The organism is Stenotrophomonas sp. GD03819, assembly GCF_029841665.1.
Taxonomy (GTDB): Bacteria; Pseudomonadota; Gammaproteobacteria; order Xanthomonadales; family Xanthomonadaceae; genus Stenotrophomonas; species Stenotrophomonas geniculata.
Genome location: NZ_JAOCEW010000064.1, coordinates 1 through 14,546, shown reverse-complemented (window position 1 = coordinate 14,546; position 14,546 = coordinate 1). Strand labels below are relative to the sequence as shown.

At 68.4% G+C, this 14,546-nt stretch carries 8 protein-coding genes; 3 read left to right on the top strand and 5 right to left on the bottom strand.

Features of this window, described 5'->3' with window-relative positions; all coding sequences use genetic code 11:
• Nucleotides 1-35: 35 nt before the first annotated feature.
• Nucleotides 36-572, bottom strand: a complete 537-nt coding sequence (locus tag N5D45_RS22135; RefSeq protein ID WP_279939638.1) for a hypothetical protein — start codon at nt 570-572, stop codon at nt 36-38.
• Nucleotides 569-3,007 (bottom strand): penicillin-binding protein 1B, encoded by a 2,439-nt coding sequence (gene mrcB / locus N5D45_RS22130; RefSeq protein WP_043399215.1) that lies wholly within the window; start codon nt 3,005-3,007, stop codon nt 569-571. Before mrcB ends, N5D45_RS22135 begins: the two co-directional genes overlap by 4 nt.
• A gap of 96 nt (nt 3,008-3,103) precedes the next feature.
• Here mrcB and N5D45_RS22125 point away from each other — a divergent pair, with 96 nt between their 5' ends.
• Complete coding sequence (locus tag N5D45_RS22125) at nt 3,104-5,203, top strand: glycosyltransferase (RefSeq protein ID WP_164192897.1); 2,100 nt, start codon at nt 3,104-3,106, stop codon at nt 5,201-5,203.
• Here N5D45_RS22125 and N5D45_RS22120 read toward each other — a convergent pair.
• Together N5D45_RS22120 and N5D45_RS22115 are read right to left on the bottom strand one after the other, a co-directional pair.
• Nucleotides 5,200-6,765 carry a hypothetical protein gene (locus tag N5D45_RS22120; RefSeq protein ID WP_057502255.1) on the bottom strand — a complete coding sequence of 522 codons (1,566 nt, stop codon included), beginning with the start codon at nt 6,763-6,765 and terminating at the stop codon, nt 5,200-5,202. The two genes, N5D45_RS22125 and N5D45_RS22120, sit on opposite strands and share 4 nt — an antisense overlap.
• Nucleotides 6,766-6,795: 30 nt before the next feature.
• Nucleotides 6,796-8,952, bottom strand: coding sequence for a bifunctional (p)ppGpp synthetase/guanosine-3',5'-bis(diphosphate) 3'-pyrophosphohydrolase (locus N5D45_RS22115; protein WP_279939637.1), 2,157 nt, complete (start codon nt 8,950-8,952; stop codon nt 6,796-6,798).
• Between the two features lie 130 nt (nt 8,953-9,082).
• On the opposite strand from N5D45_RS22115, the gene N5D45_RS22110 reads away from it, so the two are divergent.
• The gene (locus N5D45_RS22110) at nt 9,083-9,619 is read left to right on the top strand and encodes a hypothetical protein (RefSeq protein WP_057502257.1); all 537 of its coding nucleotides are present in this window, start codon (nt 9,083-9,085) and stop codon (nt 9,617-9,619) included.
• A 107-nt stretch (nt 9,620-9,726) separates the two neighbouring features.
• Here the strand turns inward: N5D45_RS22110 and hrpA are convergent, their stop codons facing one another.
• Entirely contained in the window at nt 9,727-13,809 is a 4,083-nt protein-coding gene (hrpA, locus tag N5D45_RS22105; RefSeq protein ID WP_279939636.1) for an ATP-dependent RNA helicase HrpA, read from the bottom strand.
• 86 nt (nt 13,810-13,895) lie between these two features.
• Here hrpA and N5D45_RS22100 point away from each other — a divergent pair, with 86 nt between their 5' ends.
• A complete protein-coding gene (locus N5D45_RS22100; RefSeq protein WP_005410730.1) occupies nt 13,896-14,444 on the top strand; it encodes a Dps family protein in 549 nt (182 codons plus the stop codon).
• Nucleotides 14,445-14,546 lie beyond the last annotated feature (102 nt).

The window sequence follows — 14,546 nt, the reverse complement described above, 5'->3', positions numbered from 1 at the left end:
CACAGCCACGAGGGGCTGCGCCGTTGGCTGGAAATTCAGTACCGCTTGATCCCCGGCACCGTGCAACCTTCAATCTGCGCATGCGCCGACACCGCATTTTCCTCCTCGCCCCGCGCCAGGCGCGACTGCTCGATCGTCGCCCAGTGCCGCCGGCACAGCGGCCCCGTCTTCGAGCCCAGATCCACCGCCTTGCGCGCGAACGTCTCCGCCTGCGCCCACTGCCCCTGCAGCAGCGCCAGTTCGGCACGTTCCTGCAGTACCGCCGGGTCGCCGGCGACGATTTCCAGCGCGTGGTCCAGGCTGCTGGCGGCACCGGCCAGGTCGTTCGCCTGGCGTTGCGCCTGCGCGGTCACCCGCAGGTCTTCCACCTGCGAATCACGCAGCGGCTGCACCGACAGCTCCTTGTCATCAGGACCTGCGGCCGCATCCACCGCAGCCAGGCGCTGTGCCGGCGTAGTGGTATCCACCGGCGTGACCACCGGCGGCGCACTGGTCACGCAGGCGGCCAGGGCCAGGCTGAGGCCGGTCAGGGCCAGGGGCTGCAGCAGGGATCGCATGTTCATCGGCATCATCGGCTCGGGGGAGGAGTGGCGGCGGCGGGAGCCGCGGCAGGTTCGGCAGGCGCTTCCGGCTTGCGGTCCAGGCCGAACCAGCTGCGCCAGCCACCGCCCTCGCCTTCGGCACCCTGCCCGTCCGGCGACACCGCCGGCGCGCACGGTGCATAGGCCGGTGCATAGCCCACCACGAACGGGAAACGACGCGCGCCCGGGCAGCCTTCATCCGTGCTGTTGAGTCCGGTGGGCGCCACCGACTGCCAGTCCAGGCCCTTGTTGCTGACCCTCAGCGGAGCACTCGGCAGGCGCTGGAAGATACCCGACCAGACCCGCATCGCGCCGGTGGCACCGTACAGGCCGGCCTGCTCGTTCTGGTCGTTGCCGATCCAGATCACCGCCAGATGATCGCCGGTGTAACCGGCGTACCAGCTGTCGCGACCATCGTTGGTGGTACCGGTCTTGCCGGCCGGCTGCAGGCGGCCGAGGCCATCAGCGTTGAGCCGCTGCGCGGTGCCGCTGGCAACCACCTGCTGCAGGCCGACACTGATCAGGTTGGCGGCAATCGAGTCGCCCTCCTGCGCCGGTGCCGGGGTCTTGTCGTAACGCTTGAGCAGCTTGCCCTGCGGATCAAGCACGCCACGCACCGCATGCAGCGGTTGGATCTCGCCACCGGACGCGAGGAACTGGTACAGCTGTGCCATCGCGTACGGGCTCTGGTCGGTCGAGCCGAGGATCACCGCCGGGTTGGCCTCGGCCTTGATGCCGGCCAGTACGTGGATCAGCTGGGTCACGCGCTCGGGGCCGACCTGCATGCCCACGCGCACCGTGGCCTGGTTGTAGGAATGCGCCAACGCATCGATCAGGCGCACCGTGCCGTGGCTGCGGTTGTCCGCGTTGCCCGGGTTCCAGTTGCGGCCACGGCCGAGCTGCACCGTCACCGGCGAATCGTCGACCCAGCTGGCCAGCGAGTAGCGGTCCGGCTGCGCCAGCGCCAGCAGGTAGACGAACGGCTTCAGCAGCGAGCCGACCGGACGCTGTGCTTCGATCGCTCGATTGAAGCCGACCTCGGACACCTCACGGCTGCCGATGACCGCCAGCACGTCACCGTTGTGCACGTCGGTCAGCACCATGCCGGCCTGCAGTTCGGGGCGGCGCTTGCTTTCCAGCGACTTGATGGTGCGGGTCACCGCGCCTTCGGCATAGGCCTGCGCGGACGGCGACATGCCGGTCATCACGCTCAGGCCGGCGCCCTGCAGCGCCGATTCCGGATAGTCGTGGCCCAGCTGGCGGCGGACCAGATCGACATAGGCGGGGAAGCGGTTGGCGGCAACCAGGCCCGGCGTCTTGGGCACGCCCAGCGGGGCCTTCAACGCACGTTGGTACTCGGCGTCATCGATCAGCGTGGCTTCGTGCAGTTTGCCCAGCACGAAGTTGCGGCGATCCAGCGCACGTTCTGGATTGCGACGCGGGTCGTAGAAGGACGGGCCCTTGACCAGCCCGATCAGCAGCGCGATCTGCTCGGTCTCCAGCGACTGCAGGTCGCGGCCGAACCAGAACTCGGCACCGGACGACATGCCATGGATCGCCTGGCTGCCACGCTGGCCCAGGTACACCTGGTTGAGGTAGGCCTCGAAGATGGTGCGCTTGTCGTAGCGCGCTTCCATGATCAGCGCGTACAGCACTTCGTTGAATTTGCGGGTGACCGTTTGTTCCTTGCCGATGCCGAGCAGGCCGCTGCGGGCCAACTGCTGGGTCAGCGTGGAGGCGCCCTGGCGGCTCTGGCCACCGGAGCGAATGGTCACCCACACCGCGCGCGCAATGCCGGACAGGTCGATGCCGTGGTGGCGGTTGAAGTCCTTGTCCTCCACCGCCTGCAGGCCGGTCACCAGCAGGTCCGGCGCCTCGTCCATGCGGATCAGGCGGCGTTCTTCCTGCTTCTGGCCGTACAGGGTCGCGATGCGGGCCGGGTCAAGGCGCGCAGCCTTCAACGCCTTGCGGTTGTCGGCGTCGCGCAGCGAGGCGACCGCACCATCGGCCAGCGACAGCTCGAGCCGGCGCGGGGCAACCCGGCCATCGACGTCGTTGTAGCCGCGGCTGGAGATGACGAAGCGCCCGCCGTTCACCGCATAGGTGGCCGGCTCCTTGCCCTGGCCGTCATCGCGGTAGGCGGAGGCGGCCAGCTCGGTCTTCAGCGTGGACGCATCCATCGCCTTGCCGGGGGTGAGCACCAGCGGGCGCGCATAGACACGCGTCGGGATCTGCCAGCGCAGCTCACCGAAACGCTGGGTCACCTGCTGGTTCAGGTACAGCGTATAGGGAATGAGGAAACCCAATCCCAACGCGACCGCAGCCATGCTCCAGGTGATCAGGCGACGCCGCCACAGCGGGCCGTTGTCCTGCTGGTCGTCGTCGTCGAAATCGTCGATGTCGTCGGAATCGTAGCGTCGGGGCACGGGAATGCGAGAATGTAGGGTCTGGCGAGTCTACCCCAGCCGCTGCGGCTGGCGGATTCTCCCGGGTTCCCCTGCTTAAGCTGGAGTTGCAACCGGATGGCGATGTCCCTGGCCGAGATCCGATACCTGATCAACCGCCTCACGGGCCTGGCCCGCCGGAGCCTGGCCAGCCTGCGTACCCGTGGGTGGCGGGCGACCTGGCAGCGCATCCGCGTGCATACCCAGCGCGCCGTTCCCGCGCCGCGAACGCCGCTGTTCCTGCCGCCGGCACAGGATTTCGCCCCCTTCACGGTGCCGTTCAGCGAGACGCCGGAAGTGAGCATCGTCATCCCGGTCTATAACCACGCCGGCCACACCCTGGCCTGCCTGCGCGCCCTGGCGGCACATCCGCCGCTGGCCGCGTGCGAGATCCTGGTAGTGGATGACGGCAGCAGCGACACCACCGTGCAGTGGATGCCGCAGGTAGCCGGACTGCGCTACGAAGTGCGCGAGCAAAACGGCGGCTTCATCGAGGCCTGCAACGATGGCGTGTCGCGCGCACGCGGCCGCTACGTGGTGCTGCTCAACAACGATACGGTGCCGCAGCCGGGCTGGCTCGACGCTCTGCTGGACACGTTCGCCAGCACGCCCGGCGCCGGCCTGGTCGGCAGCCAGCTGCTGTACCCGGATGGCCGCCTGCAGGAATCAGGGGGGGTGATCTTCGCCAACGGCAGCGGCTGGAGCTATGGCCGTTTCGAGGCCGCGGACGACCCGCGTTTTGCCAGCCTGCGCGACGTCGACTACTGCTCCGGTGCGGCGCTGATGCTGCCGCGCGCCCTCTGGCAGCAGCTGGATGGCTTCGATACCCGCTACAAGCCGGCCTACTACGAGGACACCGACCTGGCCTTCCGCGTGCGTGCACAGGGCCTGCGCGTGCTGGTTCAGCCGGCCAGCCGGGTGATCCACGACGAGGGCACCAGCAACGGCACCGACACCGGCAGTGGAGTGAAGGCCTATCAGGTGCGCAACCAGGCCATCTTCGCCGCCCGCTGGGCCACCGAGCTGGCCCGCCATCCGGCGGTGGGCGAAGTGCCGTCACCGGCGCTGCTGCTGCGTGGCCGACGCCAGGTGCTGATCCTGGACGAGGAAGTACCGCAACCGGATCGCGATTCCGCGTCACTGCGCCAGGTGAACCTGATCCGCCTGCTGCTGCAGGGCGGCGCTCATGTGGTGTTTGTTCCCACCCGCCGCGAACATGGCGGTGCCGCCACCGAAGCACTGCAGCGGATGGGCGTGGAAGTCTGGTATGCACCGTTCCTCGATGGCGTCGCCAGCTGGCTGCGAACGCACGGTGCACGCTTCCACGTGGCGCTGCTGGTCCGCCACCATGTCGCCCACGAGTGCCTGCCGCTGCTGGAGCGCTATGCGCCACAGGCACGCACCGTGTTCGACACCGTGGACCTGCACTACCTGCGCGAACGCCGTGGTGCCGAAGTCGCCGGTGATGCCGGGCTGCTGCGCACCGCCGAGCGCACCCGCGCCAGCGAGCTGGCGGTGATGGAGCAGTGCGACGTCACCGTGCTGGTCAGTGCCGCCGAGCGTGAGCAGCTGCAGGCCGATGCCCCGTCCGTGCAGGTGGAGCTGATCTCCAACCTGCACGACGTCGCCGGCGCCGGCAGGCCGTTCGAACAGCGCCATGATCTGGTGTTTGTCGGCGGCTTCCGCCATCCGCCGAACCTGGATGCCATGGAGTGGTTCATCGGCGAAGTCTTCGCCGGCATCCGCGCCCGTCTGCCCGATGTACGCCTGCACTGCATCGGTGCCGCCACACCCGATTCGCTGCTGGCATTGGCCGCACGCCAACCCGGCGTGCAGATGCACGGTTTCGTCGAGGACATCACGCCCTACATGGACGGCGCACGCATTTCCATCGCGCCGCTGCGCTTCGGTGCCGGCGTGAAAGGCAAGATCAACCTGAGCATGGCCCATGGCCAGCCGGTGGTAGGTACCACCTGCGCCGTGGAAGGGATGCACCTGCGCCCGGGCCAGGACGTGCTGGTGGCCGATGATGCGGCGGGCTTCGCCGATGCGGTGGTCCGCCTGTACCAGGATCCGCAGCTGTGGCAGCAGCTGTCCGATGCCGGCCTGGCCAACATCGCAGAGCACTTCTCGCTGGACGCTGCCCGGGCAACCGTGCAGCGGGTGTTCTTCACCTAATCCGGGCGCCCGCCTGCGCGGCGCAGGCGGTCTTCGAACGCTGGCAGCTCGGCCAGGTCCGGCTGCAGCAAACGGGCCTGTCCGGCAGCATGCGCCGCGAAAGCCAGGTCGCCGTTGCCGAGCCGTTCGCTGCCGATCGCCAGCCAGCGCTGGGCCAGGCGCAGGCGTGCCGAGGGAAGTCCGATCGCGGTCGGCGACAGGGTCTGCCAGGCCTGCAGGCAGGCACCTGCGGCCTGCACGCGGTTCTGCCGCAGGTTGTCGTCGAAGCAGCGGCGGCTGGCGGGCAGCAGCCGCGCTGCGGCAGCCTTCACCCGTGCATCGCGTGGCGCCAGTGACTGCGCTTCGCGCAACGCGTCGAACGCACTGTGGCCGGGGGGGCTGATCCATTGCCCGGCACGTTCGGCGCGCTCGATCCTGCGCAGGTGGTCGCGCAGTTGGCGTTCGCGTTGCGTGTTGCTGACCGCCGGCTGCTGCAGCGCCTTCTGCGCCTGTTGTGCGCGCTGCAGGCGTTGCGCGAGCTGCTGTTGCGCGGCCGGCGAAGCACCCAGTTCCGCCGCCAGCGCGGAATCGGCCTGCGCCGCCTCGAACTGGAAGTCGTCGGCCCGCTTCTGGCTGCGCGCCAGCACCGCCTGCAAGGTCTGTTCGCGGCCGCGCTGGGCACTGGAATCATCAACCGCCACTGCCAGCACGGCGAGGAATCCCTTCGCTGCCGATTCCAGCTGCCGCCGCTGCAAGGCGCGCTGGGCCTGGCGCAGGCGCTGGTCGACAGCCTGTGCCAATGCTTCCTGGCTTGCGGGCAGATCGGCGTGGCCGGCATCGAACTGGCGCGCACGCTGCAGTATCGTCGCTGCCTCGGCCAGCTCGCCGCGCCCGGCCAGGATGCGGGCCTGCTGCAGCAGATCGCTCAGTGCGTCCTCGCGACCTTCCAGCGCCGGCAGATTGTCCGGCTGCAATGCCAGGATGCGCTGGAACAGGGGCAGCGCGCTGCTGTCACCTTCGTCCAGCCGGCCCGCTGCAAAGGCGTTGCGCGCCTGCGCCAGCAGTGCACCGATGCCGGTGCCTGCACTGCGACGGGCCTGCAGCTGGCGAGCCACGGCGTCCGCATCGGCCTGCGGCACCTGCAGTTCCCGGGCCAGTGCCAGCGCCTTCGCGCTGCCCTCGAGGTCGTTGGCCTGCAGTTTTTCGCTGGCCTGCTGCAGGGCCGCGGCGCCGGTACGGGCCAGGCCTTCGCGGGCCTGCGGACGATCACCATCCAGCGCCAGCACGGCCTGGTAGCGCTCGCGCGCACCAGTGCCGTCGGCCGCGCTCAACCGGCCGGTGGCAAGCGCGCGGTCACCTTCGGCCAGCAACTGTTCGATCTTCGGCTCATCCCAGAACCAGTCGGCCAATGGCTTGCGCAGCAGCACCAGCAGCACGAACACCGCCAGCGCCGCGACCAGCGCCCAGCGCCACACCCGGCGCGCGTGGCGTGCCTGCAGCCACCACCAACGGCCTTCGCGGCGGACGCGGTCCAGCGCAGGGTGTTCAGCGCCATGCGGGCGATGCGGGGGCTCGCGTTCCATGCGTGCAGGGTAGCCGGGGCAGCGTGAAGCTCAGCCGAGGCGATGCGCCTCGCTCACGCCGGGCAGCGCATCCAGCTTGCCGAGCAGGGTCGACAGCTGGCCGTAGTCGCTCACCTTCAGGCGCAGGCGCAGGTGGGCACGGCCACTGTTGCGTACATTGTCACTGTGAATGTCGAGCACGTAGGCGTCTTCCTGGGCGATCAGGTTGGTGATGTCCTTCAGCAACCAGCGGCGGTCGACCGCAGTGACCACCACGTCCACTTCGTAGCCGCCGCCGGCCTGGCCCCACTCCACCGGCAGGATGCGCTGCGGGCTGGTGGCTGCCAGCCGGGCCAGCGCGGCACAGTCTGCACGATGCACGGTGACACCACGGCTACGGGTCAGGTAGCCGACGATCGGCTCGCCAGCCACCGGCTGGCAGCAGCGTGCCAGCTGCACCAGCAGGTTGCCCACGCCCTGCACGGTGAACTTGGACTTGCCCAGGTTCTCGCGGCGCGCGGTCGGCCGCGGCAAGGCCGGCGCGGGCGCCGGCTGGCTCGCTGCGCGTTCGGCTTCCAGCAGGGTACGGCTGACCTGGTTCGGGCCGGTATCGCCCAGCGCCACCTGGATGTAGAGATCGTCAACGCTGTCGGCATGGAACTTCTTCGCCGCCACCGCCAGGTCCGAGTGCTGCAGGCCCAGACGCTTCAGCTCGCGCTCAAGCAGTTCGCGCCCGGCCTGCACGTTGCGCGCGCGGTCCAGCTTGTGGAACCAGCTGCGTACCTTTTCGCGCGAGCGGTTGCTGGCCAGGAAGCCGTTGGCCGGCATCAGCCAGTCGCGGCGGGGGTCGGCCTCCTTGCCGGTCAGGATCTCGACGCGGTCGCCGCTGCGCAGGCGATAGGTCAGCGGCACGATGCGACCGTTGACCTTGGCGCCCCGGCAGCGGTGGCCCACCATGGTGTGCACTTGGTAGGCGAAATCGAGCGGCGTGGCGCCCTGCGGCAGATCCAGCACCTCATCCTTCGGGCTGAGTGCATAGACCCGGTCTTCGGTCAGCTCGGCATCGAGCGCCCCAGCCAGCTCATTGCCCTGCCCGTCCTGCGCCTGCTCCAGCAGCTGGCGCATCCAGGTGATCTTGCGGTCGAAGGACTTCTCCGCGCCCTTGCCACCTTCCTTGTACTTCCAGTGCGCGGCCACGCCCAGCTCGGCCTGCGAGTGCATCTCATGGGTACGGATCTGCACTTCGATGGTGCGCCCTTCCGGGCCGACCACGGCGGTATGCAGCGAGCGATAGTCGTTGGCCTTGGGCCGGGCGATGTAATCGTCGAACTCGCTCGGCACCGGCGCCCACAGTGCATGCACCACGCCCAGCGCGGCATAGCAGGCGGCGACGTCGTCGACCATCACGCGCACCGCACGGATGTCATACAGCTGGTCGAACGCCAGACGCTTCTTCTGCATCTTCCGCCAGATGCTGTAGATGTGCTTTGGACGGCCGCTGACCTCGGCCTTGATGCCCTGCGCGACCAGCTCGCGCGACAGCACCTTCTTGACGTTCTCGACGTAACGCTCGCGGGCGATGCGGGTTTCGTCCACCTCCCGCGCAATGCGACGGTAGGTCTCCGGTTCCAGGTGGCGGAACGCCAGGTCCTCCAGCTCCCACTTCAGCTGCCAGATGCCCAGGCGGTTGGCCAATGGCGCGTGGATGTCGCGTGTCAGCTGTGCCAGCGCGCGGCGTTGCTCGTCATCCAGCTTGTCGGCCGCGCGCATCCGCGCCAGCTGCCGGGCCAGCAGGATGGGCACCACGCGCAGGTCGCGGATGATCGCCAGCAGCAGGCGGCGCAGGCCTTCGCTGTTGCGCCCTGCCTCACGGCCGGCATGCAGCGCCCACACCGGGTCGGCGGCGTCCTGACCATCCAGCAGGCCGATCACCGCGGCCTTGTGGTTGCCCAGCGGCAGCTGTTCCAGGCTAGCCCGCAGGCCAGGCAGGTCGAACAGCAGGGCCGCGACCACCGCGCCTTCGTCGGCGGAGAGCATCGCCAGTGCGTCGAGGGTGTCACCCAGCACCGACCAGCTGGCGCGCATCTGGTGGTCGCATTCCGGCGCTTCCCAGTGCCCGCGCAGGGCCTGGCGCAGCGGAGCAGGCAGCACGGCTGCCGAGGGACGGTTCAACAAGGCATCCAGGCCGGGGACGGAAGCGCGGTTCACAGCATCGAGCAGGCAAGACAGAGGCCTCTACACTAGCGCCGGCGCCGTTCAGGGACAATCACCGCGGCCACCATCACCCGGCATGAAGACATGCCGTTACACTCGCGGTCAAACCCAGGAGAGTCCCGACATGTCCTCGATCGCCCCGCGTTTCCGCCTACGGCTGCTGGCCTGTGCCGCACTGTTGCTGTCCCTGTCGGCGCCTGCGCTGGCCCAGCGCGTGGTGGAGGGGGACCTGCAGCAGCAGATGTCACCGGCCGAGTTCAAGGCTGCTGGCCTGGACAAGCTCAGCGCGCAGGAACTGGCCACGCTGAACCGCTGGCTGCAGGGCAAGGTCGAAGCGGCCACCACCCAGGCGGTTGCCGCCGTACGGGAATCGGCACGCGAGGAAGGCCGCCAGGAAGTGATCGTGAAGAATCGCGGCTTCTTCGATTTCGGCAGCAGCGAGCCGATTGTCGGCGTGCTGCAGGGCGAATTCCGCGGCTTCGGCAAAGGCCGCGTCTACGTGCTGGACAACGGCCAGGAATGGGAGCAGACCGACACATCCACGACCCCAGGGGTACGCAAGCAGTCGCCAAACGTCAGTATCAAGCCCGGAATGCTCGGTGTCTGGTACATGAAGATCGAAGGCGTGAACGTACAACCGAAGGTGCGCCGTACCAAGTAACGGCTTACCCGTCCCGTGGAGTCTGGCCGATGCTCCGCTGCTTTCCGATGGACCGCCATCGTCCATCGCCAGCAGTCGAGCGCCGGCTCGGTTCCACAGGACCGGATTCACGCCTGGCGCAATGCGGTCACCCGCTGCGCCAGCTTCTTCGCCGAGATGCCGGTGCGTGCCCCCAGCTCCTGCGCGAACAGTGACACCCGCAGCTCTTCCAGATCCCAGCGCAGCGCCTGCCATTGCGGGCGCTCGCGCAGTCCCTGCTGCTCCCCCACTTCCAGCGCTTCCAGGAACGGGTGCAGTTCCAGCATGCGCGCCTGGTCACGTGGCGGATCACGCTTGGCACGCTCGGTGCGCAGGATCATCGCCTTCAGGTAGCGCGGATACTGCGCCAGCGCGTCAGCCGGCGTGTCGCGCAGGAAGCCGGGATGGATCAGGCCGGCCAGCTGCGCTTCCATGTCGTCCAGGTTGCCGCGCGCCCAGCCCATCAACGGTGCTTCCAGCATCGGCTTCAGTTCCGCCACCAGGCCCAGGATCGTTTCGGCCAGTTTCAGCCGCGACATCGCCTCACCGAACAGGGCCTTGGCCGCATGCTCGCGTCGCTGCTCGAAGGTCACCGCATCGCGGATGTCTTCCAGGCCCTCGGCCAGCACCGCGTTCATCGCGGCATCGACCAGGTCGCCACGCAGGCGCTCCTGCGATTCGATCGCGGCATACAGCAGGCCGGTCTTGGCACCGACCGGCAGCTGCTTGCGCGCCTGCTTCACCTTCTCGGCCAAGGCGATTTCCAGCAGGCGGCGCACGCCGAGCGGATGGGCCTCCAGCGCCTGCTGGCGGTCGGCGAAGATGCGCAGCGCCACGCTGTCGCCCTCGTCCAGCAATGCCGGATACGCCGGCACGCCCGCTTCACCGGGCACCTGCAGCGGAATCGGCGTGGCCGGGAACGTACGCAGGCCATCGGCCGCCATCTCGCGGCCGGCGCGTGCAGCGAACGCATCGCCGGCACGACCGCCGAATTTGGCGCGCAGTGCATCCAGATCGCGCGAGGTCGCCAGCACCTTGCCCTGCTCGTCGCGCAGCCGCAGGTTCATGTGCAGGTGCGGTTCGATCGAACCGGGCTCGAAATCGAGCGCGGTCACGGTCGCGCCGGTTGCGCGCGACAGGAAACGCGCCAGTTCGCCGGTGATGGCATCGGCGCTGGGCTGCGGGAACGCCTCGTAGAACGCGCGGCCGAAGTCCGGCGCCGGCACGTAGTTGCGGCGCATCGCCTTGGGCAGGCTGCGGATCAATGCAGAGGCCTTGTCGGCGACGAAACCCGGCGCCAGCCAACCCAGTTGCACTGGGTCCAGCGCATTGAGCAGGTGCAGCGGCACATCCAGGGTCACGCCATCGTCGTCGGCACCCGGTTCGAAGCGGTAGTGCAGCGGCAAGCGCGCCTGGCCCAGCGCCAGGTACTTCGGATAGCGCTCCTGTTCACTGCCCTCACCCGGTAACAGATCGACCAGCGACCAGTGCAGGGTCTTGCGCTGTTCCGGCGCCAGCCCCTTCCACCAGGTATCCAGCCCCGCCGCCGAATGGATCTGCGGCGGCACCCGGTCCAGGTACCAGCGCGCCTGCCAGTCCTCGTCGGCGACGATGCCGGCGCGGCGCAGCTTGGCTTCTTCCTCGCGGGCCGTCTCCAGCACTTTCTGGTTGTCGGCCACGAAGCTGGCGCGGGTGTTGATCTCGCCGGTCACCAGCGCCTGACGCACGAAGATGTCATGCGCTTCGCCCGGTTCGATGCGGCCGTAGTGCACCGGCTTCTTCGGCGCCAGCACCAGGCCGAACAGGCTGATCTGCTCGGACGCGAGCACCTGTCCCTGCGCGCGCGACCAGTGCGGATCGAAGTGCTTGCGCAGCAGCAGGTGCGGCAGTTCGGCGATTACCCAGTCCGGCTCGATCGCGGCCAGGGTCATGCCCCACACCTTCTGCGTATCCAGCAGGTTGGCCACCAGCAGCCACGGCGGCGGCCGCTTGGACAGCGCCGAACCGGGGAACGGCAGGAAGCGGCGCTGGCGTGGTGCCTGGAAATCGCCCTTCTCGGTGCGGTGGCCGATCTGCGTCGGCAGGCCCGCCACCAGCGCCCGGTGCAGGCTCTGGTAGGCGGCGGCGCGCACGCGTTCACTGAAACCGCCGCCAACTGGCGTCTGTTCCTTCTGCGCACGCACGGCCACCGGCATCGGTGCGGCCTCGGCCTTGCCTTCGCGGGCCAGGCGCGCGGCACGGTGCAGCTGGCCCCGGGTGGCTTTCACCGCCGCGGCGTCGTCACGCGCCGGTGCCGGCGCACTGCTGCCGGCCAGCAACGGTGCCATCGAGGCCTCGTTGGCCTCTTCCTTCCAGCCCAGTTCTTCGCACAGCAGGCGAAGCTGGCGATGCAGCTCGCGCCACTCGCGCATGCGCAGGAAGCCGAGGAAATGACGGCCACACCAGTCGCGCAGCTTGGACTGGGTCAGGTCTTCGTGGGCCTGCCGGTAGCCATCCCACAGGCGCAGCACGCCGACAAACTCAGAGCGGCCATCGGCGAACTGCGCATGTGCGCTGTCGGCCGCACCGCGTGCTTCGGGCGGGCGTTCGCGCGGGTCCTGGATGCCCAGGAACGAGGCGATCACCAGCATCGGCCGCAGGCAACCGGCAGCCTGCGCAGCGACCAGCATGCGCGCCAGCTTCACGTCCACCGGCAGGCGTGCCATCTGCTTGCCGATGGTGGTCATGCGCCGCTCGGCATCGATCGCGCCCAGTTCGGTCAGCTGCTGCCAGCCATCGGCTACCGCGCGCTCGTCCGGTGCTTCCAGGAACGGGAATTCCTCGATGCGGCCCAGGCCCAGCTGCAGCATGCGCAGGATCACCCCGGCCAGGCTGGAGCGGCGGATTTCCGGATCGGTGAACTCCGGCCGCGCCTGGAAATCAGACTCGGCGTACAGGCGGTAGCAGATGCCCTCGGCGATACGCCCGCAGCGGCCCTTGCGCTGGTTGGCGCTGGCCTGCGAGATCGGCTCGATGTGCAGGCGGTCCAGCTTGTTGCGCGGGCTGTAGCGCTTGACGCGGGCAAAGCCCGGATCGACCACATAGCGGATGCGCGGCACCGTCAGCGAAGTTTCCGCCACGTTGGTGGCCAGCACGATGCGCCGGTTCGGCCCCGGGTTGAACACCCGGTCCTGGTCCTGGTGGGACAACCGCGCGTACAGCGGCAGCACCTCGGTGTTGCGGTACTTGCGCCGTTCCAGCGACTGGTGCGCATCGCGGATCTCGCGCTCGCCCGGCAGGAAGATCAGCACGTCGCCGCGCGCATCCAGGCGGGTGATCTCGTCGATGGCCGACACGATGGCGTCGTTGACGGTGCGCTCGCCCTCCTGTTCGCCCTCGCCTTCCAGCGCGCGGTAGCGCACTTCCACCGGGTAGGTGCGGCCTTCCACGCTGATCACCGGCGCATTGTCGAAGTGCTGGGCGAAGCGTTCGGTGTCGATGGTGGCCGAGGTGACGATCAGCTTCAGGTCCGGGCGCTTGCGCAGCAGCTGCTTCAGGTAGCCCAGCAGGAAGTCGATGTTGAGGCTGCGTTCGTGCGCCTCGTCGACGATGATCGTGTCGTAGTTCGACAACCAGCGGTCGCTGGCGATCTCCGCCAGCAGGATGCCGTCGGTCATGAACTTGATGCGGCTGTCTTCGCTGACCTTGTCGTTGAAGCGCACCTGGTAGCCGACCAGCTGGCCCAGTTCGCTCTGCAGTTCCTGCGCCACGCGGCTGGCCACTGCGCGTGCGGCAATCCGTCGCGGCTGGGTGCAGCCGATCATGCCGGCCTGGCCACGGCCTGCGGCCAAGCACAGTTTCGGCAGCTGGGTGGTCTTGCCCGAGCCGGTTTCACCGGCGATCACCACGACCTGATGGTCGCGGATCAGCTTGATGATCGCGTCGGCTTCACGCGCAATCGGCAGCTGCGGGTCCAGAGTAATGGACGGCTGCTGCTGCGCCCGTGTCATCCGGCGCTGCACCGACGCCTGCAAGGCCTGCTCGAAGGTGGCGGCCAGTGCCGCATCCTGTGGCTTGGCCTGGCACCGCGAGAGCATCCCCAGCAAACGGCCCCGGTCGCGGCTCATGGCGCCGTCGATGGCGGCGCGCTGTTGGCGCAGGCGGGGCGATGGATTTTTATCGATAGAGTTCATCAATCGGTTCGTTCAAAACTTTGAAAGCGACCAGTCATCACGACCGGTTTATTGTGAAGGCCAACGATTCCACAAGGAGGAACCCCATGGCGAAGACCAAGAGCACGACCAAGGCCAAGACCGGCAAGCAGAAGCTTGCAGCGGCGGCACCGTCGGCGCCGAACATCGATATCGGGATCACCCAGGGCGACCGCAAGAAGATCGCCGACGGTCTGTCGCGCTTCCAGGCTGATGCGTTCACGCTCTACCTGAAGACGCACAACTTCCACTGGAATGTGACCGGGTCGATGTTCAACTCGCTGCACACCATGTTCGAGACGCAGTACACCGAGCAGTGGGCGGCACTGGACGACGTGGCCGAGCGCATCCGCGCGCTGGGCTTCAATGCCCCGGGCTCCTACCGGGAATTCGCTGCGCTGACCTCGATCGCCGAGGAACCGGGCCTGACCGACAGTGCGGACTGGCGTGAAATGGTACGCCAGTTGGTGGTCGCCAACGAAGCGGTCTGCCGTACGGCGCGTGAAGTGCTGGAGGTGGCGGCCAAGGGTGACGACGCCCCGACCGAGGATCTGATGACCCAGCGCCTGCAGACCCACGAGAAGTACGCCTGGATGCTGCGTTCCCTGCTCCAGTAAGGGTTCGGAGTGGTTCGGCAGGGCTGCGCCCTGCACCCGCAGAGGCAACTGCAACGACAACGGCCGGAGCAAAGGCTGGTTTGCTGTGGGTTGGCGGGGTGG

Excerpts from the sequence above, each read along its gene's own strand:
- N5D45_RS22135 (WP_279939638.1), bottom strand. The coding sequence starts at position 572 with ATGATGCCGATGAACATGCGATCCCTGCTGCAGCCCCTGGCCCTGACC.
- N5D45_RS22125 (WP_164192897.1), top strand. The coding sequence starts at position 3,104 with ATGGCGATGTCCCTGGCCGAGATCCGATACCTGATCAACCGCCTCACG.
- N5D45_RS22120 (WP_057502255.1), bottom strand. The coding sequence starts at position 6,765 with ATGGAACGCGAGCCCCCGCATCGCCCGCATGGCGCTGAACACCCTGCG.
- N5D45_RS22110 (WP_057502257.1), top strand. The coding sequence starts at position 9,083 with ATGTCCTCGATCGCCCCGCGTTTCCGCCTACGGCTGCTGGCCTGTGCC.
- hrpA (WP_279939636.1), bottom strand. The coding sequence starts at position 13,809 with ATGAACTCTATCGATAAAAATCCATCGCCCCGCCTGCGCCAACAGCGC.
- N5D45_RS22100 (WP_005410730.1), top strand. The coding sequence starts at position 13,896 with ATGGCGAAGACCAAGAGCACGACCAAGGCCAAGACCGGCAAGCAGAAG.